The sequence below is a fragment of the Streptomyces sclerotialus genome (assembly GCF_040907265.1).
Lineage (GTDB): Bacteria > Actinomycetota > Actinomycetes > Streptomycetales > Streptomycetaceae > Streptomyces > Streptomyces sclerotialus.
In genome coordinates this window covers 2805061-2828415 of sequence record NZ_JBFOHP010000002.1, presented here as the reverse complement: position 1 = coordinate 2828415, position 23355 = coordinate 2805061, and the positions used below count along the sequence as shown (strand labels likewise).

Here is a 23355-nt window from a genome sequence, read left to right as displayed (position 1 = left end):
GCATGGGCAGCAACCTGACGGCCGCGGTGGGCGAGGCACGGAGGACCGGCACCCCGCTTCCCGCGGACCTCCTGGACGCCGGCGAGCGGCTGAGCCGCGACGAACTCCGGGCGCAGCAGCTCAGGAACCTCCAGGCCACGCTGCGGCACGCGTACGAGAACGTGGAGCTGTACCGCAAGAAGTTCGACGCGGCCGGTGTGCGCCCCGAGGACTGCCGTACGCTCGCCGACCTCGCGCGCTTCCCCTTCACCACCAAGGCCGACCTGCGCGACACCTACCCCTTCGGGATGTTCGCTGTGCCCATGGCGGACGTCCGGCGCGTGCACGCCTCCAGCGGGACGACGGGACGCCCCACCGTCGTCGGGTACACCGAGGCCGACCTGGACATGTGGGCGGACGTGTTCGCCCGCTCGATCCGCGCGGCCGGCGGCCGGCCCGGCCACAAGGTGCACAACTCCTACGGGTACGGACTGTTCACCGGAGGGCTCGGCGCGCACTACGGGGCCGAGCGCGCGGGCTGCACGGTGATCCCCGCCTCCGGCGGCATGACCGCCCGGCAGGTGCAGATCATCCAGGACTTCCGGCCCGAGGTCATCCTCGTCACGCCCTCGTACATGCTCACCCTCCTCGACGAGTTCGAGCGCCAGGGCATCGACCCGCGCACGTCCTCGCTGCAGATCGGCATCTTCGGCGCCGAGCCGTGGACCGAGGAGATGCGCCGCGAGATCGAGGAGCGGATGGACATCCACGCGGTCGACATCTACGGCCTGTCCGAGGTCATCGGCCCCGGCGTGGCCCAGGAGTGCGTGGACACCAAGGACGGGCTGCACATCTGGGAGGACCACTTCCTTCCCGAGGTCGTCGACCCGGTGACCGGTGAGGTGCTGCCCGACGGCCAGGAGGGCGAGCTGACGTTCACCTCGCTGACCAAGGAGGCCATGCCGGTCATCCGGTACCGCACCCGCGACCTCACCCGGCTGCTGCCCGGCACCGCGCGCCCCGCCTTCCGCCGGATGGCGAAGGTCACCGGACGCTGCGACGACATGATCATCCTGCGCGGGGTGAACGTTTTTCCGTCCCAGATCGAGGAGATCGTGCTGCGCACCCCCGGGGTCGCCCCGCACTTCCGGCTGGAGCTCTCCCGGCGCGGCCGGATGGACCACCTGACCGTACGGGTCGAGGCGCGCGCCGACGCCGCCACGGAGGCGCGCGCTGCGGCCGCCGGGGCGATCGCCAAGGGCGTCAAGGACGGCGTGGGCGTGACGGTGAGCGTGGACGTCGTCGACCCGGAGACGCTGGAGCGCTCGGTCGGCAAGATCAAGCGCATCGTCGACCTCCGGGACAAGGGCTCAGCCGGGGCCACGGCGCCCGCCGTGGCACAGTGAGGGAATGATCAGACGACCCGACCGGACGCCGGGGGCACGGCAGGGCCGGACCACCTACGACCGCGACTCCCTCGTGGAGGTCGCGGTCGCGGTGTTCAACGAGCGCGGCTACGACGGCACCGGCATGGAGGAGCTGGCCCGCCGGCTGGGCATCAGCAAGTCCTCGATCTACCACCACGTGTCCGGCAAGGAGGAGCTGCTCGACCTGGCCGTCAGCCGGGCACTGGACGCGCTCTTCGCCGTGCTCGACGAGCCGTGCGGCGAGCACGCGGACGCCACGGCCCGGCTGGAGCACACCGTACGGCGCAGCGTCGGGACCCTGGCCGCCGAGCTGCCCTACGTGACGCTGCTGCTGCGCGTGCACGGCAACAGTGAGGCGGAGCAGCGCGCCCTGGAGCGGCGGCGTGATTTCGATCACCGGGTCGCGGAGCTGGTGCGGCAGGCGGCGGCCGAGGGCGGGGTGCGCGGTGACATCGACCCGGGGCTGATCAGCCGGCTGCTGTTCGGCACGGTCAATTCCCTGATCGAGTGGTACCGCCCGGACGGCGGACTGTCCGTCGAGGTGCTGGCCGACGCGCTGACCAGCATGGTCCTCGACGGGCTGCGGGTGCACCGGCCCTAGGGGGCGTGCCCGGCCACCGGCGTGCGCGGGTGGCTCCTGGGCCCCGCGACACGCCCGGGCGACGGTGCCTTCCGGATTCGGTGGAATTCGTATGCCTAGGACGGCGCAAGGTGGGCAGGGGTGCCGGGCGGCCGCGTGGCGCGGACCGCGGAGCACGGCATCTGGGACACCCTGGTGGAATACGCCTCTCCGCGTCTCCCGTTGACGCGGCTGAACACCGACGACCGGACCGGAAGCAGGGAAAGTAATGAGCACGGTAGAGCTCACCAAGGACAACTTCGACGAGATCGTCTCCGGGAACGACTTCGTCCTCATCGACTTCTGGGCCGAGTGGTGCGGTCCGTGCAAGCAGTTCTCGCCGGTTTTCGAGAAGTCCTCCGAGAAGCACCAGGACCTGATCTTCGCCAAGGTCGACACCGAGGCGCAGCCGGAGCTGGCCGCGGCCTTCCAGATCCAGTCGATCCCCACGGTGATGATCGTCCGGGACAACATCGCGGTCTTCTCGCAGCCGGGTGCGCTCCCCGAGGAGGCCCTGGAGGACGTCATCGGCCAGGCCCGCAACCTGGACATGGACGAGGTCCGCGCCTCCGTGGAGGAGGCCCAGAAGGAGCAGCAGGGCGGCAGTGAGTGAGCTGCTGCTGATCCGGCACGGTGAGACGGAGTGGAGCCGTTCGGGACAGCACACCAGCTGGACCGACCTCCCCCTCACCGAGCGCGGTGAGGAGCAGGCCCGGGAAGTGGGCCCCCTGCTCACCGGCCGGACGGTGGCGCTGACGCTGGTCAGCCCGATGGCGCGGGCCCGCAGGACCGCCGAGCTGGCCGGTCTCGCCCGTGCCGAGGTCGACCCCGACCTGGTGGAGTGGGACTACGGCGCCTACGAAGGCGTCCGTACCGCGGACATCCACCGCACGCGCCCCGAGTGGTTCCTGTTCACGGACGGTGTCCCCGCCGGCCCCGAAGGGCATCCGGGCGAGTCACCGGAGCAGGTGGGCGCGCGCGCAGACCGCGTGCTGGCCCGGCTGGCGCCGCGGCTGGCGGCGGACGACGGCGACGTGGTGCTGGTCGGGCACGCGCACTTCCTGCGGGTGCTGACGGCCCGGCGGCTCGGCCTGCCCGCCTCCGCGGGGGCGCTGTTCACCTTCGAGACCGGCGCGGTCGGCGTGCTCGGCACGGAACACGACCGCCCGGCGGTAGTGGCCTGGAACACCCGAACGCCCTGAGCGGCCGGGCGCTCGGCCGGGCCTACGGGGTACGCGTCGTACACGGGGCCCCGCGCGTGGCGTACGAGCGGCGGTTCTCCTCATACGTACGGAGCCCGCGAGCCGGACGGCTCGCGGGCTCCGCCGCGTTCATGGGTACAGCAGGCGCAGCACTTCAAGGGGCCAGCGGAGCCAGCTCCAGTGGGGAGACGTGGCCCTCGATCATCGCGGCCAGCCCCTCCACGGCGCAGGTGTCGGGGCGTTCGGCGACCTGCACGGGCATCAGCGTGCCCTGCCGGATCATCGGCTCCAGGCCGGGGACCAGCGCGCTGCCGCCCGCCAGCATGATGCCGCGCTCGACGAGGTCGGCGACCAGATCGGGCGGGCAGCGCCGCAGTACGTCGCTGATGGCGTCCAGGACGCCGGTCAGCCGGGCGGCGATGGCCCGGTGTACCCGGTCGGGCTCCACGCGGACGCAGCGGGTCTCACCGCTGACCACGTCCCGGCCGTGCACCTCCGCCGGGCCCGGCTCAGGAGTGCCGTCACCGGCGAGCGCCGTGTGCAGCGGGCGGACGTTCCGGCTGGCCACCATCAGCTCGTGATGCACCCGCAGGTGCTGGACGACGGCGTGGTCGATGGCGTCGCCGCCTACCGGGACGGTCTCGGCGGCCACGATGGACCCCAGGGACAGCACCGCGACCTGAGTGGTCCCGGCCCCGCAGACCACGATCATCGTGGCCTCCGGCTGCTCGACCGGCAGGCCGCAGCCCACGGCCGCCGCCACCATCGTGTCGACCAGCTCCACGCGCCGGGCGCCGAGCCCGGTCAGCGTCTCCACGGCGGCCCGTTGGGTCAGCGGCTCGCTCCCTGAGGGCAGGCAGACCGCCGCCCGCATGGTGGGTTTGCGCCGCCACGCGCGGCGCAGTTTGTCGCCCACCAGCTGTCGCAGCAGCCGTTGGGCCATCTCGATGTCCACGATCGTGCCGTGGCAGACGGGCCGGACCACCCGGATGTGGTCCGGGGTACGGCCTGCCATGTACTCGGCGCGGGCGCCGACGGCTATGAGTGCGCCGGTGCGGCTGTTGACGGCTGTAACGGTCGGTTCGTCGACGATCAGGCCGTGATTCTTCACGTACACCCGGGTGCGCGCTGCGCCGAGGTCGACGGCGACCGAGCAACGACGCAACTGCGCAACGCTGGTGGTCATGGGGTCCTCCGGGGGTGGGCCGAATGGGGTCAGGAGCGGCAGCACATCTCTCGACCGTCATCCTTCTGCCGCACGCGTCCGGCTGCCCGCTGAACGGGGCCGTGCGAGGGACCCACGGGCCGTCCGCCGGCCTACTCCACGAGGCGCTGCAGCAGGCCCCAGGTGAACTCCGCGACCCGCTGTTCCGGGCCTCCCGACGGGCCCGGAGTGGCGAATCCCAGCCGCCAGCGGGTGGGTGCCGAGCCCTCCATCGGGCGGGCCGGCGGGAACGCGCGTGCGACCTCGTCGACGGTGCAGCACCACGGCTCCAGGTCATCGGCCGTTCGGAGTACGGGGCCCGGCGCTCCCGGGGCACGGACCAGCCACTCGTTCCACACCGCGCCCCCGGGTGCGGTCAGCACCTCGAAGCGCAGATCGGGCCAGAGCGGCACCGGCCACGTCAGCGCCCGGCAGCTCAGGTCGCCGATCCGGCGGGCGGTGTCGGTCTCCGGAGGGCCGAGGACCGAGCGGTAGCGTTGCAGCGCGCCGCGGGACCGGGGTGAGCGGCTCATCGCCTGCCAGCGGCGGTTGGCCTCGCGCATCTCGGGGCGGGTCGCGCCCAGAGTGCGCAGCGCATCCTCCACCAGCCCCGGCTGGTGGTCGGCCATCCGGCGCAGCAGGACCAGCTGGAAGCCGAGCCGGCCCGGCACCCCGAGCGGCCCCTGCGGCCGTCCCTCGGGCTCCCGCAGCCGGCTCCGCGGCTCGGGCGGCGTCCCGTCCCTGCCGGGGCCGGGAGCACCCGCGCCAGGACCGTCGGTGCCGGGGTCGTCCGTGCCGGACTCATCGCCAGGGCTCATGCCGCACATCGTCGCGCAGTACGGGACGGGTCGCGGCCGGGTTCGTACGGTACGCGGGGTCCCCGGGGCCGCGGCCGCGTGGCAGGAACAGCACGGAGTTGACGTACCGGCGGTGCGGCACCAGTGTGCGGCGCACCAGGCCGTGCTCCGCCACGTAGGACGTGCGGGCCTGATGCCCCGGCAGGTCGAAGGCGGCGAGCGGCAGCCAGCGGTCGCCGGGCAGCACCCAGCCCCGGTAGTCGCGCGCCGCGAACCACTCCAGGACCGGCCCGAGCGGCTGGATGCGCGTCTCCAGCTCCACGAAGAGCGCCGGCCGGTCCCGGTCGACGGTGCGCTCCGCGCCGCGCAGCACGGCCGGCTCGCCGCCGTCCACATCGATCTTGATGAGCGTGACGTCGGACAGTTCCAGCTGGTCCAGGGTCAGGCAGCGGACCTCGATGGCGCCGCGGTGCAGCCGGCGGCGGACCAGGGAGGAGACGCCGCGGTCGCCGCGCCCGCCCGGGGGTAACCACAGTGTCGCGGTCCCCGAGCGGTCGCCGGCCGCGGCCGGCACCACCTCCACGTTGTCGGGCGTCACGGCCGCCAGCGCCCGCGCCAGGTGCGGCACCGGCTCCAGGGTGACGACCCGGTCGGCGCGGCGCGCCAGGTGCCGCGCCCAGGGCCCGTACCAGCCGCCGACGTCCACGGCCGTGCCGCCGGGCCGGCAGAAGTCGGAGAGCCTGCGCAGTTCGGGCTCGAAGCGCGGGTACAGCAGCGTCGCGGCGGCGGAGAGCAGCCGGGGCGGTACGTGCGGGGCGAGCCGGGCGGCGAGCGTCACGGCCGGTCCTCGCCTTCGGAGGGGCCCGCCGTACCGAGTACGCCGCCGGCCGTCTCCATACGGGCGAGCAGCCGCTCGTGCTCCTCCGGGGAGACCTGCTCCCCGGAGGAGGGCAGCAGCTGCGGGACGCCGTCCACGATGGGGTAGCGGCGGCGCAACCGGGGGTTGTAGAGCATGTCGTCCGCGGCTATGAGGGCCAGCGGCCCCTTGTCGAGCGGGCAGGCGAGGATCCGCAGCAGCGGGTCGTCCGGCTTCATGCGTCAGCTCCCTAGTACGAGTCCGGTGGCGGAACGGCGTCGGCCGTCGTGCGCCGGCGGGTGACGGAGACGGTACGCCCGGAGACCACCGCGGGCGCCGGTGCGGACGGCGCGGGCGCGGGCGTGGACGGCGGCGGGCGCCGGTCCAAGGCGAGCAGCGCGGCCAGCGCCACGGCCGTACCGCCCAGCCGCAGCACCAGCCGCACCGGATCACCGGGCAGCGGCTCGCCGAACGCGAGCGTGCCGCAGACGACGGCGAAGACCCCGCTCACGGCCGAGCTCACGGGGACGAGCAGCGAGGCCCGGCAGCGCTGGAGCGCCGCCTGCGACAGCACCAGCCCGGCCGCCCCCGTGCCCAGCAGCAGATACGGGTACGGCGTGGCCCACAGAGCCCCGAAGGCGGCGAGCACCTCAGGGACACCCGGCGGCCAGATGTCCCGCGCGCCGGTCCCTTCCGTGGCCTCCGGAAGCCCGGCCAGCCCCTTGATCGCCAGCGAGCTCACCCCGTAGAGCAGCCCGACCGCCACCCCGTAGGGCACACCCGTCCCCGTCACCCGATGGCGCCGCCGGGCCCGGCGCTCGGCCGCCGCGTACCCCCACAGCCCGGCGACGAGTGCGGGCAGCGCGCACGCCAGCAGTGTGCCGGTACGCGCCGTGCGGCCCAGCTCCGTCGCGTCCGCGCCGTGCAGCGAGGCGGCCACCAGCACCAGCGCGGCCGCCACCGCCACCGTCGCCAGCCGCTCGCGCCCCGTCGTCCGCTCGCCGAGTACCACCGAGGACAGCAGCAGGACCAGCACCAGACCGGCCGCGAAGAGGCCCTGCGCGGCCGCCACGGGCAGTGTGCGGTAGACCACCAGCTGCGCCGCGAAGCCGGCCGCCAGCGCCAGTGAGCCGGCCAGCCACAGCGGGCTGCCCAGCAGCCACCGCACGACCTGGACCGGCCGCCGGACGCTCAGCGGGGGCAGCCGGCTCAGCGCCCGCTTCTCCAGGACGAAGCCGCAGCTGTACAGGACGTTCGCCAGCAGTGCCGCCGCAACTCCCCATCCCGGCACGGTCACCGCGCCGTCCGGCGGGCGTGCACCAGCAGGATGGACGCCAGTGACGGCACCCGGCAGGCCGCACGGTCCAACGGACGCAGCGGCCGCGGCACATCGTGGTACGGCGCCCCGGCCATCCGTACGACCTCGAACCCCGCAGCGGTCAGGAAGCCGCGCAGCGCACGGGCGGTGTACAGCCGGAGGTGGCCGACGACCTGGCTGCCGGGGCGCCCGTGGATGCCGCGCAGGCTCACTTCCGAGAACACCGGCTGCACACCTGCCAGCAGGAGGCCGCGGTTGTACCAGGCGGCGAGGTTGGGTGTGGAGAGCAGCAGATGGCCGCCGGGACGCAGGACGCGCCGCAGCTCGTCCAGGGCCGCGTCGGGGTCCACCAGATGCTCGACGACCTCACTGAAGAGCACCGCGTCGGCCGCCCCGTTCGCGAACGGCAGCCCGGCGCCGGTCAGTTCGCCGCGCACCACGTGCGGGATGCGGTCCGTCGCCCGGCGCAGCGCGTCCTGCGACCAGTCGACGCCCACGAGGCGGTGGCCGGACAGGTACGGCAGCGCCGTGGCCGCCGCGGTACCGTCCCCGCAGCCGACGTCCAGAACGGTGGCCGGGGCCCGCCCGCCACCGGCCGGGCCGAGCGCACGGGCCAGCATCAGCGCCTGCCGCCGCCCCCGCTCGGCCCCGGAGGCGACGGGCACCAACGGATTCTCGTAGAAGTCCCGCAGGCCTCCGGGGCCGTGCCGCGCGCCGGTCGTGGTCATGCGTCCCTCCAAGAAGTCGCCGCCAGGGATTCCTCGAACAGCGCGCAGAGCGCTGAGCCCGCCGCGTCGTCCAGCAGCTCCCGGGACCAGCGCAGCGCCAGCTGGATCCGGCCGCCGGTGGACAGGGCGCTGACGGACAGCCCGCGGGGCATTCGGGCCGGTGCGGAGAACCACACGCCGGTGGCCCGGCCGCCCTCGGCACCGAAGTCGAGCGGGTAGGGCAGTCGGCCGATGTTGGACAGCAGGGCGGTCGAGGTCCAGGGCGCAGCCGCGGCACGGGCCCCGCGGGTCACGGCGGCCCGCACGCCGACCGGCAGCACGGGAACGGTCAGGAGGGTGCCCCCGAGCCCTAGTTGGGGCCCTGGTGTCGATTTCAGGGCCCTGGTGCGGGCCGCGGTGCGGCACAGCAGCCGGGCGACCGCGGCCGGGTCCGGTGGCCGGCGGCCGGCGGCCGGTGCCGCGTCCCGTAGGTCCGCGGGCCCGAAGCCCACCGGGACCAGCCGCGTCCCGTTGCCGAGCGGCATCCCGGTACCACGTGGCCGGTCGTCGACGGGCATCGTGAGGACCACGGGAGCGGGGCGGGCACCGTGCAGGTGGTTCCAGCGTGTCACCGTCAGGCAGGCAGCCACGAGGAGCTGGTCGTTGACGGTGTACGAGGGCGGGGACCCGGGCGCGCGGGGCGGACGGTCCGGTACGGGCAGATCGGTGAGGAGCATGCCGTTACCGGGGGCCGCGCGGCCGCGGTCGGCGGCGACCCGGGCCGGGCGGCGCAGCCCGAGGCACACGGGTGCCGCGCCTCCGCCACGGGTGCGCCGTTCGTCCACCGAGGCGGCGCGTACGGGCGGCGGCGCGGGGGAGTTGTCCGCGCCGCCGTACAGTTCGGCGGTGGTCGCCAGCAGACGCAGGCAGGACGGGGCGTCCAGCGCGGTGTGGTGGGCCACCAGGAGCAGCACCGCGCCGGGGCCGGTGTCCGGTGCGCCGGGCCGTTCGGCCGCCCCGGGCGTGATCACCTCCAGCCGTACGGGCGGTGCGGAGTCCAAGGAGGGACAGTCGGCGAGGGCCCGCTCCCGGGCGCGGCGCAGCGCCTCAGGGCCCGGCTCCGGACAGGACACGGGAACCGCGTCCGGTGCGCCGGCCGGCTGCCATGAGTACCGGCGGTGCCACCAGCGCGCGGGGCCCTGCCGCAGCAGCGCCCTCGGATGCAGCGCGAGCGCCTGACCGAACGCGGCCCGGAGGCGTGCCCCGTCCACACGCCCGGGCAGATGCGCCTCCACGTGCACCGTCTCCGGCTCCGCTTCCTGGGCGCAGTGCCGGGCGATCTCGTCCACGAGGGGGAAGGGGAACGGCCCGGTGGTGTGAGCGGCGGGGCGTGGTGTGCGGACCGGGTGGAAGGTGGTCATGAGGCGGGCCCCTCTCCTTCGGGGGGTTCGCTCTCACGCTTCTTCCTCCGGGGCAGCGGGGGCCGCCGACGGGTGTCACCGGCCGGTGGCGGGGTCTCCCGGTCCGGTGGTTCCTCGTCCGTCACGGGTGGCAGGACGGCGGTGTCGTCCTCGGAGCCGGGCGGGGCCTCACCGCCGGCCGGGGACGGCTTCTCCGCGGCCTCGGTGCCCTTTTCGGCGGGCAGCGGTCCGGTCGTGCCCTCCTCGTCCGGGAGCCGCTTCGTGGCGGGCTCCTCGGCCGTCGGCGGGCCGGTGGTGGCTGCCTCCTCGGCCGCGGTCCCGCCAGGCGCACCCTCTTCGGGTACGCCCTCATCGGCCGCGGCCCCCTCGGGCGCCCGCCGCTTCCGGCGGCCCGGACGCAGTGCCTTGGGCCAGAGCCGGCCCGGCGGTACCGTCACCACCGCGGCGGCCAGCGCAAGCAGGGCGAGGGCCTGGGCCGGGGCGCTGAACGGACCGCGGCCGAGCGCGGCCGGGAGACCGGCCCCGAAGGACGCCAGTACGCCCGCCGCCGCCATCGCGAGGAAGGCGAGCGGCGCGAGCAGGGCCGGGCGGGCCCGGGCGAGCAGCGCGAGCACGGGGACGACCGCCGCGAACGGCCCGGCGACGAGCGCCAGGACGGCGGCGAGCGCGACCACGCCGAGCACCCAGGAGGGCGCCGGGGGCGCCGTCGGCACCGGCAGCTCCGCCGCCCCCGCCCGCCGCCGTACCAGCGCGCACGCCGCGACCAGCAGGACGCCGACGGCACCGGTGATCAGCGCCGTCCGGTACTGCGCGGCCGGCGCGTAGTACAGGTGGACCGTGCCGCCTCCGCCCGCCGGGACCAGGAACGCCTGCTGCCAGCCGTCCACCCGCAGCGGAGTGAGCTCGCGGCCGTCCAGGGTCGCGCGCCAGCCGTCGTTGGCGTTCTCGTACGTCTGGAGGTACACCGCGCGCCCGGGGCCGATGTACGCGTCGCGGCTGTCGCCCGACCAGCCGGCACCGGCGATGACCCGGCGCGGGGCGACGGTCGTCGGTGCCGGTGCACCGCGGCGGAGGGTGACGTCGGTCAGCGCGAGCGGTCCGCGGTCACCGGCCTCCACGCGGTGCCGCCCCGCGGGCAGCGCGATCCGGCCGCCCTCGGCACGGCACAGCTCGACCTTCACGGGGCGGCGCTGCACCAGATCGCGGACCGGGCCCGCGGCCTTCGTGGCGTACCGCACGCCGTCCACGGTGAGTTCGGGTCCCTGACCGCACGGCAAGGAGAAGCGCGCGTCCCTCCTGGGCGGCGGGGTGCGGTACTTCTTCAGGGCCGGGAGGTAGACCTCGCTGAGGCCGACCGGGAGCTGGAGCGGCTGACCGGCCACGGGGTTGTGGATGGTCAGCGGCTTGACCTGGGAGACGGTGATGTCGAGGCGGTCGGTGGTGATCGGGTCGAAGCGGGCCATGCCGTTCTCGTCGACCCCGGCGGTCGCCGCCCCGTAGGGCGAGTTGATCAGAATCTGTTCGGGGCGGGTGGAGATGCCGCCCGCTGCGGGCAGCACGATCGTGTCGATCTTCTTCTTGCCGGGCCAGCGCAGGTGGACGGTGGGCTTGTCCCCGGCGACCCAGGCGGTGGTCAGATCACCGTCCACGAGGTTGCGCGGGCTGAGGGACTGGCCGGTACGGCTGGTGGAGTCGGCGGTGGCGGTGATCCGGTCGCGCTGGTCGGGCGCCGCCTTCGTGAGCAGCGCGTCCAGTTCGCGGCCCGGAACGGCCAGCGCTTCGGCGGACACCTTGTACACGGCGTCGGCGCCCGTGAGGAACTGCCGGTGCAGGCCTGTCTCGGCGGAGACCGGGGAGAGGCCGCCGGGGTCGCTGCCCCGGTGCAGCGCGTACGTCGTGGCGGGCGCGTCCGTGTACTCGGAGTCCGCGGGCACCTGGAGGAGCCGGGTGACCCGGACACCGGGGATGCCGATCTCCGAGATGCCTGCTCCGGAGACGCCGGCGCGAGGCAGCTGGGAGCCCAGGATGGTGACCTTCAGCCACTTCGCCCGCCCCTCCGGTGCCTTGACCGGCTGGCGCCGGCCGTCGGTGCGCAGCTGACTGACCGCGCTGCCGCGGTCCGTGGTCACGCGTACGGCCGTGGGCGCGGCGCGCAGCCCGTCACCGGGCAGCGGGGTGAGCGAGAGCGTCGCGGGGACGTCCACGGGCCTCCTGAAGGCGACCTTGAGCCATTGGCCGACCGGGTCGCCCGCGCTGCCCTCGGCCCATGCGGTGTCCGGGTCGCCGTCGAAGGCGTTCACCGGGTCGTACTGGGGCAGGTGGAAGAGCCAGCTGCCGCTGGAGGACGCGGTGACCGAGCGGGCGCCGCGCAGCACGGCGGTCGTCTGGTGCTCGATGCCGTGGACGGGCAGGATCTGGCGCGGCGGGCGGCCGGGGTCCTGCACGCTGTCCGGGCCGTTCCGCTCGGCGGCGGTGTACGTGTAGGACGTGTTGGTGTTGACGAGCCCGAAGCGGGTGTCGGCGCGGCGCAGGCCGTCCCCGTTGAGCTGGAGCGCGGGAGCGTCGACACCCGGGTGCCCGTCGCCGGTCAGCACCGTGGGCCGGTCGCGCAGCGCCGGGTCGGCGGCGAACTGCAGCAGCGCTTCGGGGCCGCCGCTGAGCCGCGCGGTGTCGGCCGCGGCCCGGGTGGTGACCTTCCCGGGGCGCGCGGTGTCCACCGGTTCGTAGATCTCCACCGCGCGCTGCCTCGGGTACAGGCCCTGCACCTGTACCGGCGTGTCGGCGGCGATCCGGCCGGCGGTCGTCAGCGGCCCGAAGGAGGCCACCTTGCGGTAGCCGGACGCCACGAGCGTGCGCCGGACGGTCTGCGGGGGAACGTAGCCGATCTGGTCGGGATCCAGGTCGTTGCGCACCACCACGTTGTAGAGCCCCGCCCGGCCCAGGAAGTCGCGCAGCCCCGGCACTTCGGAGCCGGTCATCAGCGCCTGCTCCACGGCGTCCATCGTGCGCCGCGAGCCCTTCGTCCCGAAGGGGACGAAGTCGCGCTGCGCCCAGCGGGACTCGGCGAGCACGTCCAGCGGCTGGTCGATGGGGGAGCCCCAGGTGTACAGGCCGTGCGCGGTGGCCGGGACGACCAGCGCGCGGTCGTCGGGGCTGTGGTCCGCGAGCCAGTCGGCGGTCCGCTGCCAGTACGTGGGCAGCTTCTTGAAAGCGCCGGGCTGCAGGACCGTGCCGTTCAGGTAGGGCAGCGCGAGGGCCGGCAGCAGGAGGAGCGCGACGGCCAGGGGGACGTACCGGCCGCCGGGCAGCGGCCGGCCGGCGCGTGGCCGGGCGGCCAGGCCCGTGAGGTGCGCCAGCCCGAAGGCCAGCGCGAGCGCGAGGCCGGGGGCGAACTTGTAGACGTTGCGGAACGGCTGCAGCGGGCCGTCCAGCCAGCTCTGCACCATCTCGTGCAGCGGGCCGCCGAGCACGCCCCCGTATCCCGCCAGTGTGACCGCCGCGACGACCAGCACGGTCAGCAGCAGCCAGCGCCGCTCGGGCAGGTCCCGGCGGGCCAGCCCGGCCAGGCCCAGCGCGGCGGCGAGCGCGGTGCCGATTACGGTGAAGACGCCGGCCACGAGCGTCCAGCCGGCCGGCAGCCAGGGCTCGCCGAAGTTCAGGTAGGCGACCCAGTTGCCGGCGCCGCGCAGCAGTTCGGTGGCCGACATCGTGCCCGTGGTGGCGTCGGCCTGCTCCACGTAAGGCATGAAGTTCTCGCCGTGCACGCCCAGGAGGAGCAGCGGCAGCGACCACCAGGCGGTGACCAGCAGGACGCCCGGCAGCCACCAGGCCAGCAGCTGCCACCGCCGGGAACCGGTACGGGTGAGCACGTAGAGCAGCGCGGGCACCAGCGCGGCGAGTGTGCAGGCCGCGTTGACACCGCCCATGAAGGGGATCAGTACCGCCGAACGTGCCGCGGCGAGCCGGGCGTTACGGCGCGGGTCGGCCAGCGGCAGCAGTACCCAGGGGAGGACGGCGCCGGGCAGCGCCGCGGCCGAGGTGGAGCCGATGACGATGGTGAAAGCGGGCCACAGCGCATACGTGGCGGCGCCCAGCAGCCGGGACGCCGGGCTGCCCATGTGCAGGCGCTCGGCCAGCCGCAGCGCGCCCCAGAAGGCGGCGGTCACCACGAAGGACAGCCACAGCCGTTCGGCGATCCAGACCGGCAGGTGCACCAGGTCGGCCAGCGCGTAGTACGGGAGCATCGGGAACGCGTAACCGATGTACTGGTCGGCGAGGCCCCCGAAGCCGGCCCGGTCGTGCCACAGGGAGCCGAGGTCGGTGAGGAACTTCCACGGGGCCAGCGCCACGCCGAGCTTCGTCTCGAACGTCATCCGGCCCGGCGACGGCGCCAGGAAGGCGACGAAGGACACCGCCCAGAAGGCCAGCAGCCAGCTCCGCCGCCGTGGCCGCTCCGGTGGTGGCCCCCCGGGTGCGGGCGTCGGAGTGCTCCCGGGGACGGGAGAGCCCGGAGAGCGCGAGGTGGCGAGCGTCTGGGTCATGGCAACCGCCGGAGTATGAGAAGGAGGTTCCAGGTGGCGACCTCGCGCACGCCGGGCAGGCGGGCGACGGCGCCGGCCAGGAACGGCGCGTAGCGGGAGCGGGCGGCGAGCACTTCGACGTCCTGGCGGGCCCGTACCTGGCGCAGCGTGGGCCCTACGTGGAGCGCGAAGAGGTTCTCGCCGAGGGTGTGTTTGGGGGTGCGTCCGGTGCGCCGCCGGTAGCGGTCGCGGGCCCGGCGCGCCCCCAGGTAGTGCCAGGGCGCCGTCTCGTGGCCGCCCCAGGGGGACAGCCAGTTGGTGAAGGCGACGTAGATCAGTCCGCCGGGGCGGGTGACCCGCACCATCTCGCTGAGGAAGGTGTGCGGGTCGGCGACGTGTTCCAGGACGTTGGAGGAGAAGCAGATGTCGGCCGTGCCGTCCGCGAGGGGCAGCAGGTAGCCGTCGGCGAGCACCGCGCCCTCGGGCGGAGCACCGCGCGCGTACAGCTCGGCCGGGTCCGGTTCGAGGAGCACCGCGAGCGCGCCGCGGCGGCGGAACTCCTCGGTGAAGTGCCCGGCTCCGCCGCCGACGTCGGCCACCACGGCACCGGCCAGCGGGCCGTAACGTTCCAGCTGGTCGGCGGCGTCCCGGGCGAGCAGCCCGTAACAGCCTTCGGGGTCGGTCTGCTCGCGCAGGAACGCGCGGAAGAGGGCGAGGGACCTGCGCAACGAAGGATCGCGCACCGCGTGCGTCACCTCCCCGGGGCCGTGCGGGCGGTCTCCGAGGCCTCCGCCGCCACCGCGCGGAAGCTGCTGACCGTGGTGCTCCAGCGGAAGCGCGCGGCGCGCAGCTCGGCCGCACGGCCCATCGCGTGGCGGCGCTGCCCACTGAGGGCGAGCGCGCACCAGTGGGCGGCGAAGGCGCTCTCCCCTCGGGCGAGCAGCCCGGTCACCCCGTCGTGCACGGAGTCGCGCAGGCCCGGTATGTCGAAGCCGACGGCCGGGGTGCGCCGGGCGGCGGCCTCCATGACCACCAGGCCCCACCCCTCGATGAGCGAGGGGTGCAGCAGCAGCCAGGCGCGGCACAGCAGTTCGTGCTTCTCGCGCTCGCTCACGTGGCCCGTGAAGCGGACGCCGGGGCCCGCCAGGTCCTCCAGACGGCGGCGCTCCGGCCCGTCCCCGACGATGACCAGGCGGCCGCCGGTGACCGGCCGTACGCGCTCCCACAGGCGCAGGAGCAGGCCGATCCGCTTGTACTCGACGAGTCTGCCCATGGCCAGGAACAGCGGTTCGGGGGACTTCGGGAGCAGCGGGCCCGGCTCCTCGACGCCGTTGTGGACCAGCCGGATGCGGTCCCCCGGTACGCCGAGGTCCCGCAGCGCCCCTGCGGTGGAGTCGGAGACCGCGACCATCAGGTTGCCGCGGTGGGTGCCGGCCAGCGCCCAGCGCTCCAGGCTGCGGCCCAGGCGCGCTGCGGGGGCCGGGTAGCGCAGCCCCCACAGGTCGGTGTGGACGTGGTTGACCAGGCAGAGGGTCGGTCCGCTGTGCCAGAGGGGCGCGAGGTAGGGCATCCCGTTGCACACCTCCACCAGCAGGTCGCAGTCGCCCACCTGGCGGGCGAACTGGCCCCGTATGCGCAGGAAGTGGCTCGCGTCACCGCCTGCCGAGACCACCCGGTAGTCGCGGTGTGCGGCGGGCCCGCCGCACAGCAGCGTGACCTGGTGGCCCAGCGCGGTGAGCCCTTCGGCGAGCCGGTCGACGAGGAGTTCGGAGCCGCCCGCCGCGGGGTTCCCGAGGTCGCGGCGGGCGAGGAAGACGATGCGGCGCGGGAAGGGCGGCGGCGCCGGGCGTGACGGCGTGCGGGCGTGCGGGCGTACCGGCCCGCGCCAGGGGCGTACGGGCTCCAGGGTAGGGGCGTGCGGCGGCGGTGGCACGTGCTGGGGCATCTGCGCTCCAACTCGTCTCAGGGTGCGGTACCTAGGGTGGGGGACGTACTGCGTACTGAGCCGTGCGGAACGAGCCGACCGGAAAGCGACGCCGGCCCGTGGGGACGTCAGTGTTCGCCGCGTGCCCCGCCCTGGCCACTCACCGGAGTGACAAATTCCGGCCCGGTGCCGCCCGCCTCTTCGTCACCGCGCGCAGCATCGGGGCGCGGTCGCCGCCCGATGGCCACGAGCACCGCGCCCGCCAGGGCCAGTACGCCGCCCGCCCCGGCCGTCCACGGCGGGACCGTCTCCCCGGCCAGCCGCAGCTTCGTGGCGTCCGCGTCCGCCAGCGCCACCTGCGCGCGCCGGGTGGCGGGCGTGAAGCGCAGCCGCCGGCCGTCCAGCAGCGTGACCACGTCCCGCTCCCCGCCGGGCGCCCGCAGCGTCCTGCGCGGCGAGATCACGGCGTCGACGATCCGGCCGGTGCGCCGGTCCACGACCAGCTCGATCCCACCGTTGGCGTACCACTCCTCGGCCTGGATCTGCGGCTGCTTCTTCCGGCCCACGAGCTTGCCCGGCACCTGCCTGCTGCCCGTCCTGGCCGGCGGCACGGACCCCGTGAACACGTAGCCCTGATAGCCCGCCACCCACCGCGTCCCGGCGAACCTGAGCGGGACCGCCGCCTGCAGCGTGTCGTCCCACCAGCGGTACGTGCGCCGCTGCACGTCGAAGGGGAACTTCAGGTACGCCTCGCCCTCGTAACGCGCGGGGGACTCCCCGCAGCAGTGCACGGGCTCGTTCGTCCGCCGGTCGGTGACCCAGCGTGCCGTGGTCCACAGCAGCGCCTTACGGGGGTCCTTCAGCCGCAGCGTCCGAGGGGTGTCGACGGTGGTGGACACGTCCCACACGGCGCGCCCGCTGCGCTCGCTCGCCGCCACGTCGCCGAGCACGTGCCGGGTGATGGTGATCCGGCCCTTTCTGGTCTCCAGGTCCTCCGTCTCGAAGTAGCGCCCGGTACCGGTGAAGACCGTGGTGACGTCGACGTCCACGGGGGTGCGCTTCGCCCGCGGCTCCACGTACCAGGCCAGCATCGCCGCCAGTACCAGCAGGAAGACGCCGCTGCCGAGCAGCGCCAGGGACAGGGGTGAGGCAGTCTTCCGCATACGGGCACTCCTGTGGTGAGGCAGGGGCGGGGGCAGTGCACGTGGAGCGACTTCGGTGGCCTTGGGACCCGGGGCCGACCGGCCGGGAAGGCGGCGCTGTACGGATGCGGGAGCACGGGCCCGGGTGGGACACGGTAGCGGCGGCCCCGCCGGGCCGCGTGGCGGTGTACGGAGGTGGGCCGAAGGGAAGCCGGAAGCGGGCCGAAACCGTCCCGGAGGCGGTTCCCGGCCATCGGCCCGGGAACCGTAGGGGAGTACTTGACAGACCGTCAACTCCCTTTCAGACTCGGCACACCGCGACTGCCGTCAGACCGGTACCGGGCGCCGCGCCCGCCACCACGACGAAGGGTCCGCCGCGCCATGCCGAGACTGCTCGCCGCAGCCCTGACCTGTATCGCCGCCGCCGCGCTGGCCGTCGGCGCGGCCCTCGGCGCCGTCGCCGCGCTGAACGCCACCCCGGAGCAGCCGAACGTCCCACTGGTCACCTTCGACCGGACCGGTGAGTAGGCGGGCGGTGGCCGCTGTGGGCCCCGCGTGGCGGGAGGTGCCGCGCCTCCGGGTGCACCGCTTCACCACCCTGGCCATGGACCAGGTGCCCGCCCTCGCCGAAGAGATCCTGCGCGAGATCCGCCGGGAGTACCCGCACCTGCCCGTCGTCCTGGACGAACTCGGCGAGCCCAAGGCGCTGGTGGGCATCCGCCGGGCGCTGGAGCACTTCGTCACGCACCTCGCCACGGGCGACGAGCAGCCCCAGGGCCTGCCGCAGGACTTCCAGGACTTCGGCCGGGGCGAGGGCCTGCACGGCCGCAGCCTGGACGCCCTCCAGGCCATCTACCGGCTCGGCGTACGGCTGGCCTGGCGGCGGCTCGCCGAGATCGGCCAGCAGGCGGAGATCCCGGCCCCGGCGATGTACGAACTGGCCGAATCCGGCTTCGCGTACCTGGACGGACTGGTCGCCCAGTCCGTACGCGGCCACGCCGAGGCCGCCGCCCGGCAGGCCGGCGAGCGGCTCCGGCTGCAACGACAGCTGATGGCGGAGATCCTGGACGGCGGCCCGGCCGTCGCCGAGCGCGCCGCCCGGATCGGCTGGCCGCTCCCCGAACGCGTCGCGGTCGCCGTGCTGTCGCGGCCCGCGCAGGAGGCCGTGGCACCGGCCGTCGGCCCCGGCGTCCTGCTGGACATGGAACGCGAGCGGCCGTGCGTGATCCTGCCGGAACCGGAAGCGGCGGGCCGGCACGGCCTGCTGGCGCGGGCCACGGCCGGCTGGTCGGGCGCGGTCGGGCCACCCGTACCGCTCGCCGCCGCGGCCGCCTCCCTGCACTGGGCGGAGGCCGCGCTCGGCCTCGTGGAGCGCGGACTGCTGCCCCCGGGGGAGCTGCTGCACTGCACCGAGCACACCGAAGCGCTCGTCCTGCTGCCCCCCGAAGAGCTGATCGCCGACCTCACCCGGCGCAGCCTGGCGCCCCTGGAGAGCTTCGGTCCCGGCCACGCCCGGCGGCTCGCCGACACCCTCCTCGCCTGGCTGGAGACGCGCGGCGGCGCACCGGAGGTGGCCGCCCGGCTCGGTGTGCACCCGCAGACCGTCCGCTACCGGCTGCGCCAGCTCCGCGACCTGTGGGGCGAGGAGCTGGACGACCCGGACCGGCGTTTCGCGCTGGAACTGGTGCTGCGGGCGCGGCGCTTACGGGAGGGCGCGGCGGCGGACGGGGCCTCCGCCGCCGGACGACGGGTCAGCTGAAGTCGAGATCGCCGGTGCGGGAGCGCTTGAGCTCGAAGAACTTGTCGTAACCGGCCAGCAGCCGGGCGCCGTCGAAGACCCGCACCGCTTCCTCGCCGCGCGGGATCGCGGACAGTACGGGGCCGAAGAAGGCCACGCCGTCGATGTGGATCGTGGGCGTGCCGACCTCGTAGCCGACCGGGTCCATGCCCTCGTGGTGGCTCTTCCGCAGCGCCTTGTCGTACGCGGTGCTGTGCGCCGCCTCGGCCAGCTCGGCGGGGAGCCCGGTCTCGGCCAGCGCCTCCGCGATCACCGCGTCCGTCTCCTCGCCGCGGCCGTCGTTGTGGATCCGTGTACCGAGCGCCGTGTACAGGTCGCGCAGCACCCCCTCGCCGCGCTGCTGGGCGGCGGCGACGCAGACGCGCACCGGGCCCCAGCCCCGCTCCAGCAGCTCCTTGTACCGCTCGGGGAGGTCCTCGCGGCCTTCGTTGAGGACGGCCAGGCTCATGACCCGGAAGCGCAGCTCCAGGTCGCGGTGGCGCTCCACCTCCAGAATCCAGCGGGAGGAGATCCAGGCGAAGGGACAGAGCGGGTCGAAATAGAAATCAACGACAGGACGGCTGTTTCGGCTGGTTTCGGCGCTCATGGCCTCAGACTAGAGGCGCGGTGCCCTCGCCGTCGGCGGTGCCGGCACCGCCGTCCGTGTCGTCGGCGTCGTCGGCGCCGTCCGCGTCCAGGCCCAGCATCCGGCGCAGCAGCTCCTTGAGCACCGTGCGCTCGGTGACGGTCAGGCCGCCCAGGGGCTCGCGGGCGAAGCCGAGCGCGGCGCGCAGCTCCTGGGCCGTGGTCCGGCCCTCCTCGGTCGGCGCGGCGAGCTTGACGCGGCGGTCGGCCGGGTCGGGGCGGCGCTCGACGAGACCGCGGGACTCCAGACGGTCCACGATCCCCGTGATGTTCGACGGCTCGCACTTCAGGCTCTGGGCGATGCGGCGCATGGGGAGCGGCTCCTGCGCGAGCAGGCTGAGCACGCGGGCCTGGGCGCCGGTCAGGGCGTGCTCGGCCGCGGCGTGCTCGTACTCCTCGTGGTAGCGGGCGACGACGGTGCCGATCAGTTCCACGACCTCGAGAGTCAACGGGTCGGTGCGAGGCGTCATACCCACGAGGATACCCGGTTGCTTGACAACCTGAAATATTGAGGAGCATGGTTGTTTCAGTACATGAAACATCTCCCGCATCAGGAGGCTCCGGGCATGTCCGCACTCCCCACGACCGGCCGCGAATGGCACCTCGTCGCCCGCCCGCAGGGCTGGCCGACCCCGGCCGACTTCGCCCTGCGAGAGGCCCAGATCCCCGAGCTCGCCGAGGGCCAGATCCTGGTCCGCAACCGCCACTTCTCCGTCGACCCGTACATGCGCGGCCGGATGAGCACGGCCAAGTCGTACACCGAGCCGTTCAAGCTGGACGAGCCGATGGAGGGCGGCGCGGTCGGCGAGGTCCTCGCTTCGAAGGCGGAGGGCTTCGCGGCGGGCGACCAGGCGCTGCACTTCGCGGGCTGGCGTGAGTACGCCGTGGTCAAGGCCAAGTCCGCGGTGAAGGTGGACCCTGAGGCCGCGCCGCTGAGCACCTACCTCGGCGTGCTGGGCATGCCGGGCCTGACCGCGTACGCCGGTCTGCTGCGGGTCGCGCAGTTCAAGGAGGGGGACGCGGTGTTCGTCTCCGGCGCGGCGGGCGCGGTCGGCGGCCAGGTCGGCCAGATCGCCAAGCTCAAGGGCGCGTCCCGCGTGATCGGCTCGGCCGGTTCGGACGAGAAGGTCAAGGTCCTGCTGGAGGAGTACGGCTTCGACGCGGCGTTCAACTACAAGAACGGCCCGGTGAAGGATCAGCTCAAGGAGGCCGCGCCCGACGGCATCGACGTCTACTTCGACAACGTGGGCGGTGACCACCTGGAGGCGGCCATCGCGTCGCTGAACCTCCACGGCCGGATCGCCGTCTGCGGCATGATCTCGCAGTACAACGCGACCGAGCCGACCCCGGCCCCGCGCAACCTCGCCCAGATCATCGCCAAGCGCTTCCGCATGGAGGGCCTGCTCGTCGGCGACCACTACGACCTGCAGCCGCAGTTCGTCGAGGAGGTCAGCGCCTGGATCCGCTCCGGCGAGCTGAAGTACCGCGAGACGTTCGTGGAGGGCATCGAGAACGGCGTCGAGGCGTTCCTCGGCATGCTCCGCGGCGAGAACACCGGAAAGATGGTCGTCAGCCTGCCCGCCTGAGTCCACCAGCCTGTCCGCCTGAGTCCGCAAGCCCGCTCGCCTGAGGCCGGCCGTCTGCCCGCCTGAGACCACCAGCCTGTCCGCCCGAGGCCGTCCGCCTGCCCGTCTGAGTCCACCCGCCTGCCCGCCCGAGGCCGTCCGTCCGAGCCGGACCGCGGCCGGGGTGTGCCGGCAGGGTCGTACCGTGGCCAGGTCGCGCGGCGGGGCCGTACCGTGGCCGCGTCGTACCGGCGGCCGGGGTGTTCGTCAAGCCCCCTTGCTGGTGAGGCTCTTGCGGGCGCCCGCTAGGCTCGTGGCAAGCCGTCGCGATCGTGGGCGCGAGTCGCGGCGTACGTACGAGAGGAATCCGTATGTCCATCCAGCCCGTCGACGTCGTCTACACCGCTGTCGCCACGGCGGAGAACGGCCGTGACGGCCGCGTCGCCTCCGACGACGGCAAGCTCGACGTCGTCGTCAACCCGCCCAAGGAGCAGGGCGGCAGCGGCGCCGGCACCAACCCCGAGCAGCTCTTCGCCGCCGGATACAGCGCCTGCTTCCAGGGCGCGCTGAGCGTCGTGGCGCGTCAGGAGAAGGCGGACGTGTCCGGCTCGCAGGTGACCGCCAAGGTCGGCATCGGCAAGACCCCGGCCGGCGGCTTCGGCCTCAAGGTCGAGATCTCGGCCTCGATCCCGAACGTCGACGCGGACACCGCCAAGGCGCTGGTGGAGAAGGCGCACCAGGTGTGCCCGTACTCCAATGCCACCCGCGGCAACATCGAGGTCACCCTGACCGTCGCCTGACACAGCGCTTGCCCCGGAGGGCCGCATCCGATCGCGGGGTGCCGCCTGCCCGGCCTGGAGGGCCGCATCCCGTTGGGGGTGCGGCCCTCCGCCTTTCCGGGGGCCGGGACCCCGGAATCCCCGGAATCCCCGGAATCCCGCCGCCTCGCCTCCCCGGTCCCGTGCCGGGCGCCGTCCGAGGCGGTCTTTCCGTCGGGTAGGGGGACGGGCACCATGTGTCCGAGCGGGCGCCATGTGTCCGGTGTGACGCAGGCTACTCGTGCGGTGTCTTGACGGCAGGGGGATGAAATCGATTACGTAGGCGCCGCACAGACGCGCGTAATCGATTACACCGAAATCTCACCGGAGCGGCCGCACCATGTCGGCGGGCCGCCCGGGGACCAACAGCAGAACGGGACGGCAAAGGCGCCATGGCGAACATCAAGGACGTGGCCGAACGAGCCGGGGTGTCCGTCGCCACCGTCTCGCGCGTGCTCAACGGCCACTCGCCGGTCGCGGCCACCCGCGACCGCGTGCTCGCCGCGGTCGCCGAGCTCGGCTACCGGCCGAACAACGTCGCCCGCGCCCTGCGCACCGCCCGTACCGGCGCGCTCGGGCTGATCATCAGCGACCTCACCAACCCGTTCTTCACCGAGCTGGCCGACGCCGTGGAGGTCGAGGCCCGCAGCCTCGGCTACAGCCTGGTCATCGGCAACGCCGGCGAGAGCCCGCAGCAGCAGGACGACCACATCCGTACGCTCGTCGACCGGCGGATCGACGGCCTGCTGGTCAGCTCGGCCGGTACCGGCTCGCCCGTGCTGCGCGAGGTCGCCGCGGCCGGTACGCCGCTGGTGCTGCTGGACCGGGCCGTGGACGGGCTGGACGTGCCGTGCGTACGGGCCGACGGCCGGGGCGCGCTCGTCGACCTCGCCGCGCACCTCGCCGCGCTGGGCCGCCGCCGCCCCGCGATCATCGTCGCGCCGGCCGGTACCCGGACCGGTGCCGACCGGCTGCGGTCCTTCCGTGAGGCGCTGCGCCCGTACGGCATCGAGCTGCCCGACGAGCGGGTCGGCTCCACGCCCGACCTGCAGCACACCGGCGGCCGCCGGGTCATGCGCGGCTTCCTGGACCTGCCCGAGCCGCCGGACGCGGTGCTCGCCACCGACAACCTGATGGCGCTCGGCGCGATGGACGAGATCCGGGCGCGCGGGCTGCGGGTGCCGGACGACGTGGCGCTGGTGGTCTACGACGACGTGCCGTGGTTCGCGCACACCGACCCGCCGCTGACCGCCATCGCGCAGCCCACCCGCGAACTGGGCCGGGCCGCCGTGCACACCCTGCTGGAACGGATCGAGGGCAGGCCCGCCGAGTCCGTACTGCTCCCGGCCCGCCTGGTACCGCGCCGCTCCTGCGGCGAGCGGGGGCCGACGGGTGCGCCGGGGACGACGGGTGCGCCGGGGACGACGGGTGTGC

The 23355-nt window shown here is 74.3% G+C and carries 21 protein-coding genes and 1 pseudogene; 9 read left to right on the top strand and 13 right to left on the bottom strand.

From position 1 onward, the window contains the following. Window positions 1–2 precede the first annotated feature (2 nt). The 4 genes from paaK (at window position 3) to AAC944_RS12565 (ending at window position 3227) form a co-directional block, all read left to right on the top strand. Window positions 3–1385, top strand: coding sequence for a phenylacetate--CoA ligase PaaK (gene paaK, locus AAC944_RS12580; protein ID WP_368397163.1), 1383 nt, complete (start codon window positions 3–5; stop codon window positions 1383–1385). Window positions 1386–1389: 4 nt separating this feature from the next. Further along, entirely contained in the window at window positions 1390–2007 is a 618-nt protein-coding gene (locus AAC944_RS12575; RefSeq protein WP_030618318.1) for a TetR/AcrR family transcriptional regulator, read from the top strand. A 247-nt stretch (window positions 2008–2254) separates the two neighbouring features. Further along, complete coding sequence (trxA, locus tag AAC944_RS12570; RefSeq protein ID WP_030618315.1) at window positions 2255–2638, top strand: thioredoxin; 384 nt, start codon at window positions 2255–2257, stop codon at window positions 2636–2638. Further along, entirely contained in the window at window positions 2631–3227 is a 597-nt protein-coding gene (locus tag AAC944_RS12565; RefSeq protein ID WP_030618312.1) for a histidine phosphatase family protein, read from the top strand. The genes trxA and AAC944_RS12565 overlap by 8 nt, the downstream gene beginning before the upstream one ends. A gap of 154 nt (window positions 3228–3381) precedes the next feature. Here AAC944_RS12565 and AAC944_RS12560 read toward each other — a convergent pair whose 3' ends face one another. From AAC944_RS12560 to pgfA, 11 genes are all read right to left on the bottom strand, one after another. Continuing rightward, on the bottom strand, window positions 3382–4413 hold the full coding sequence (locus tag AAC944_RS12560) for a rod shape-determining protein (RefSeq protein WP_030618310.1): 1032 nt from the start codon (window positions 4411–4413) through the stop codon (window positions 3382–3384). 131 nt (window positions 4414–4544) lie between these two features. After that, window positions 4545–5060 (bottom strand): hypothetical protein, encoded by a 516-nt coding sequence (locus AAC944_RS12555; protein ID WP_368397270.1) that lies wholly within the window; start codon window positions 5058–5060, stop codon window positions 4545–4547. Between the two features lie 172 nt (window positions 5061–5232). Continuing rightward, window positions 5233–6066 carry an FkbM family methyltransferase gene (locus tag AAC944_RS12550; RefSeq protein ID WP_030618307.1) on the bottom strand — a complete coding sequence of 278 codons (834 nt, stop codon included), beginning with the start codon at window positions 6064–6066 and terminating at the stop codon, window positions 5233–5235. Continuing rightward, a complete protein-coding gene (locus AAC944_RS12545) occupies window positions 6063–6323 on the bottom strand; it encodes a Trm112 family protein (RefSeq protein WP_051871972.1) in 261 nt (86 codons plus the stop codon). Before AAC944_RS12545 ends, AAC944_RS12550 begins: the two co-directional genes overlap by 4 nt. Before the next feature lie 11 nt (window positions 6324–6334). Continuing rightward, complete coding sequence (locus AAC944_RS12540) at window positions 6335–7381, bottom strand: DMT family transporter (RefSeq protein WP_063759981.1); 1047 nt, start codon at window positions 7379–7381, stop codon at window positions 6335–6337. Then, window positions 7378–8130: a class I SAM-dependent methyltransferase gene (locus AAC944_RS12535; protein WP_030618298.1), complete on the bottom strand. Its 753-nt coding sequence runs from the start codon at window positions 8128–8130 to the stop codon at window positions 7378–7380. Before AAC944_RS12535 ends, AAC944_RS12540 begins: the two co-directional genes overlap by 4 nt. After that, complete coding sequence (locus AAC944_RS12530) at window positions 8127–9530, bottom strand: condensation protein (RefSeq protein WP_030618295.1); 1404 nt, start codon at window positions 9528–9530, stop codon at window positions 8127–8129. Before AAC944_RS12530 ends, AAC944_RS12535 begins: the two co-directional genes overlap by 4 nt. Further along, entirely contained in the window at window positions 9527–14071 is a 4545-nt protein-coding gene (locus AAC944_RS12525; protein ID WP_078888709.1) for an alpha-(1->3)-arabinofuranosyltransferase domain-containing protein, read from the bottom strand. Before AAC944_RS12525 ends, AAC944_RS12530 begins: the two co-directional genes overlap by 4 nt. Beyond that, entirely contained in the window at window positions 14068–14793 is a 726-nt protein-coding gene (locus AAC944_RS12520) for a class I SAM-dependent methyltransferase (protein ID WP_030618290.1), read from the bottom strand. Before AAC944_RS12520 ends, AAC944_RS12525 begins: the two co-directional genes overlap by 4 nt. 8 nt (window positions 14794–14801) lie before the next feature. Further along, the gene (locus AAC944_RS12515) at window positions 14802–15995 is read right to left on the bottom strand and encodes a glycosyltransferase family 4 protein (protein WP_030618288.1); all 1194 of its coding nucleotides are present in this window, start codon (window positions 15993–15995) and stop codon (window positions 14802–14804) included. A 107-nt stretch (window positions 15996–16102) separates the two neighbouring features. After that, entirely contained in the window at window positions 16103–17137 is a 1035-nt protein-coding gene (gene pgfA / locus AAC944_RS12510) for a cell envelope lipid trafficking protein PgfA (RefSeq protein ID WP_078888708.1), read from the bottom strand. A 360-nt stretch (window positions 17138–17497) separates the two neighbouring features. Between pgfA and AAC944_RS12505 the strand changes: the two genes are divergently transcribed. Then, on the top strand, window positions 17498–17644 hold the full coding sequence (locus AAC944_RS12505; RefSeq protein WP_196943109.1) for a hypothetical protein: 147 nt from the start codon (window positions 17498–17500) through the stop codon (window positions 17642–17644). Between the two features lie 7 nt (window positions 17645–17651). Further along, on the top strand, window positions 17652–18875 hold the full coding sequence (locus AAC944_RS12500) for a PucR family transcriptional regulator (protein WP_368397162.1): 1224 nt from the start codon (window positions 17652–17654) through the stop codon (window positions 18873–18875). Here the strand turns inward: AAC944_RS12500 and AAC944_RS12495 are convergent. After that, window positions 18868–19500, bottom strand: coding sequence for a mycothiol-dependent nitroreductase Rv2466c family protein (locus tag AAC944_RS12495; RefSeq protein WP_030618279.1), 633 nt, complete (start codon window positions 19498–19500; stop codon window positions 18868–18870). The genes AAC944_RS12500 and AAC944_RS12495 overlap by 8 nt on opposite strands. Before the next feature lie 4 nt (window positions 19501–19504). Next, complete coding sequence (locus AAC944_RS12490; protein WP_051871971.1) at window positions 19505–20008, bottom strand: MarR family winged helix-turn-helix transcriptional regulator; 504 nt, start codon at window positions 20006–20008, stop codon at window positions 19505–19507. 96 nt (window positions 20009–20104) lie between these two features. On the opposite strand from AAC944_RS12490, the gene AAC944_RS12485 reads away from it, so the two are divergent. From AAC944_RS12485 to AAC944_RS12475, 3 genes and pseudogenes are all read left to right on the top strand, one after another. Further along, a complete protein-coding gene (locus tag AAC944_RS12485; RefSeq protein WP_030618273.1) occupies window positions 20105–21124 on the top strand; it encodes an NADP-dependent oxidoreductase in 1020 nt (339 codons plus the stop codon). A 350-nt stretch (window positions 21125–21474) separates the two neighbouring features. Continuing rightward, window positions 21475–21903 (top strand): organic hydroperoxide resistance protein, encoded by a 429-nt coding sequence (locus tag AAC944_RS12480; RefSeq protein ID WP_030618270.1) that lies wholly within the window; start codon window positions 21475–21477, stop codon window positions 21901–21903. Window positions 21904–22313: 410 nt separating this feature from the next. Continuing rightward, window positions 22314–23300: pseudogene (locus AAC944_RS12475) on the top strand (LacI family DNA-binding transcriptional regulator); the annotation flags it as partial. Window positions 23301–23355 lie beyond the last annotated feature (55 nt).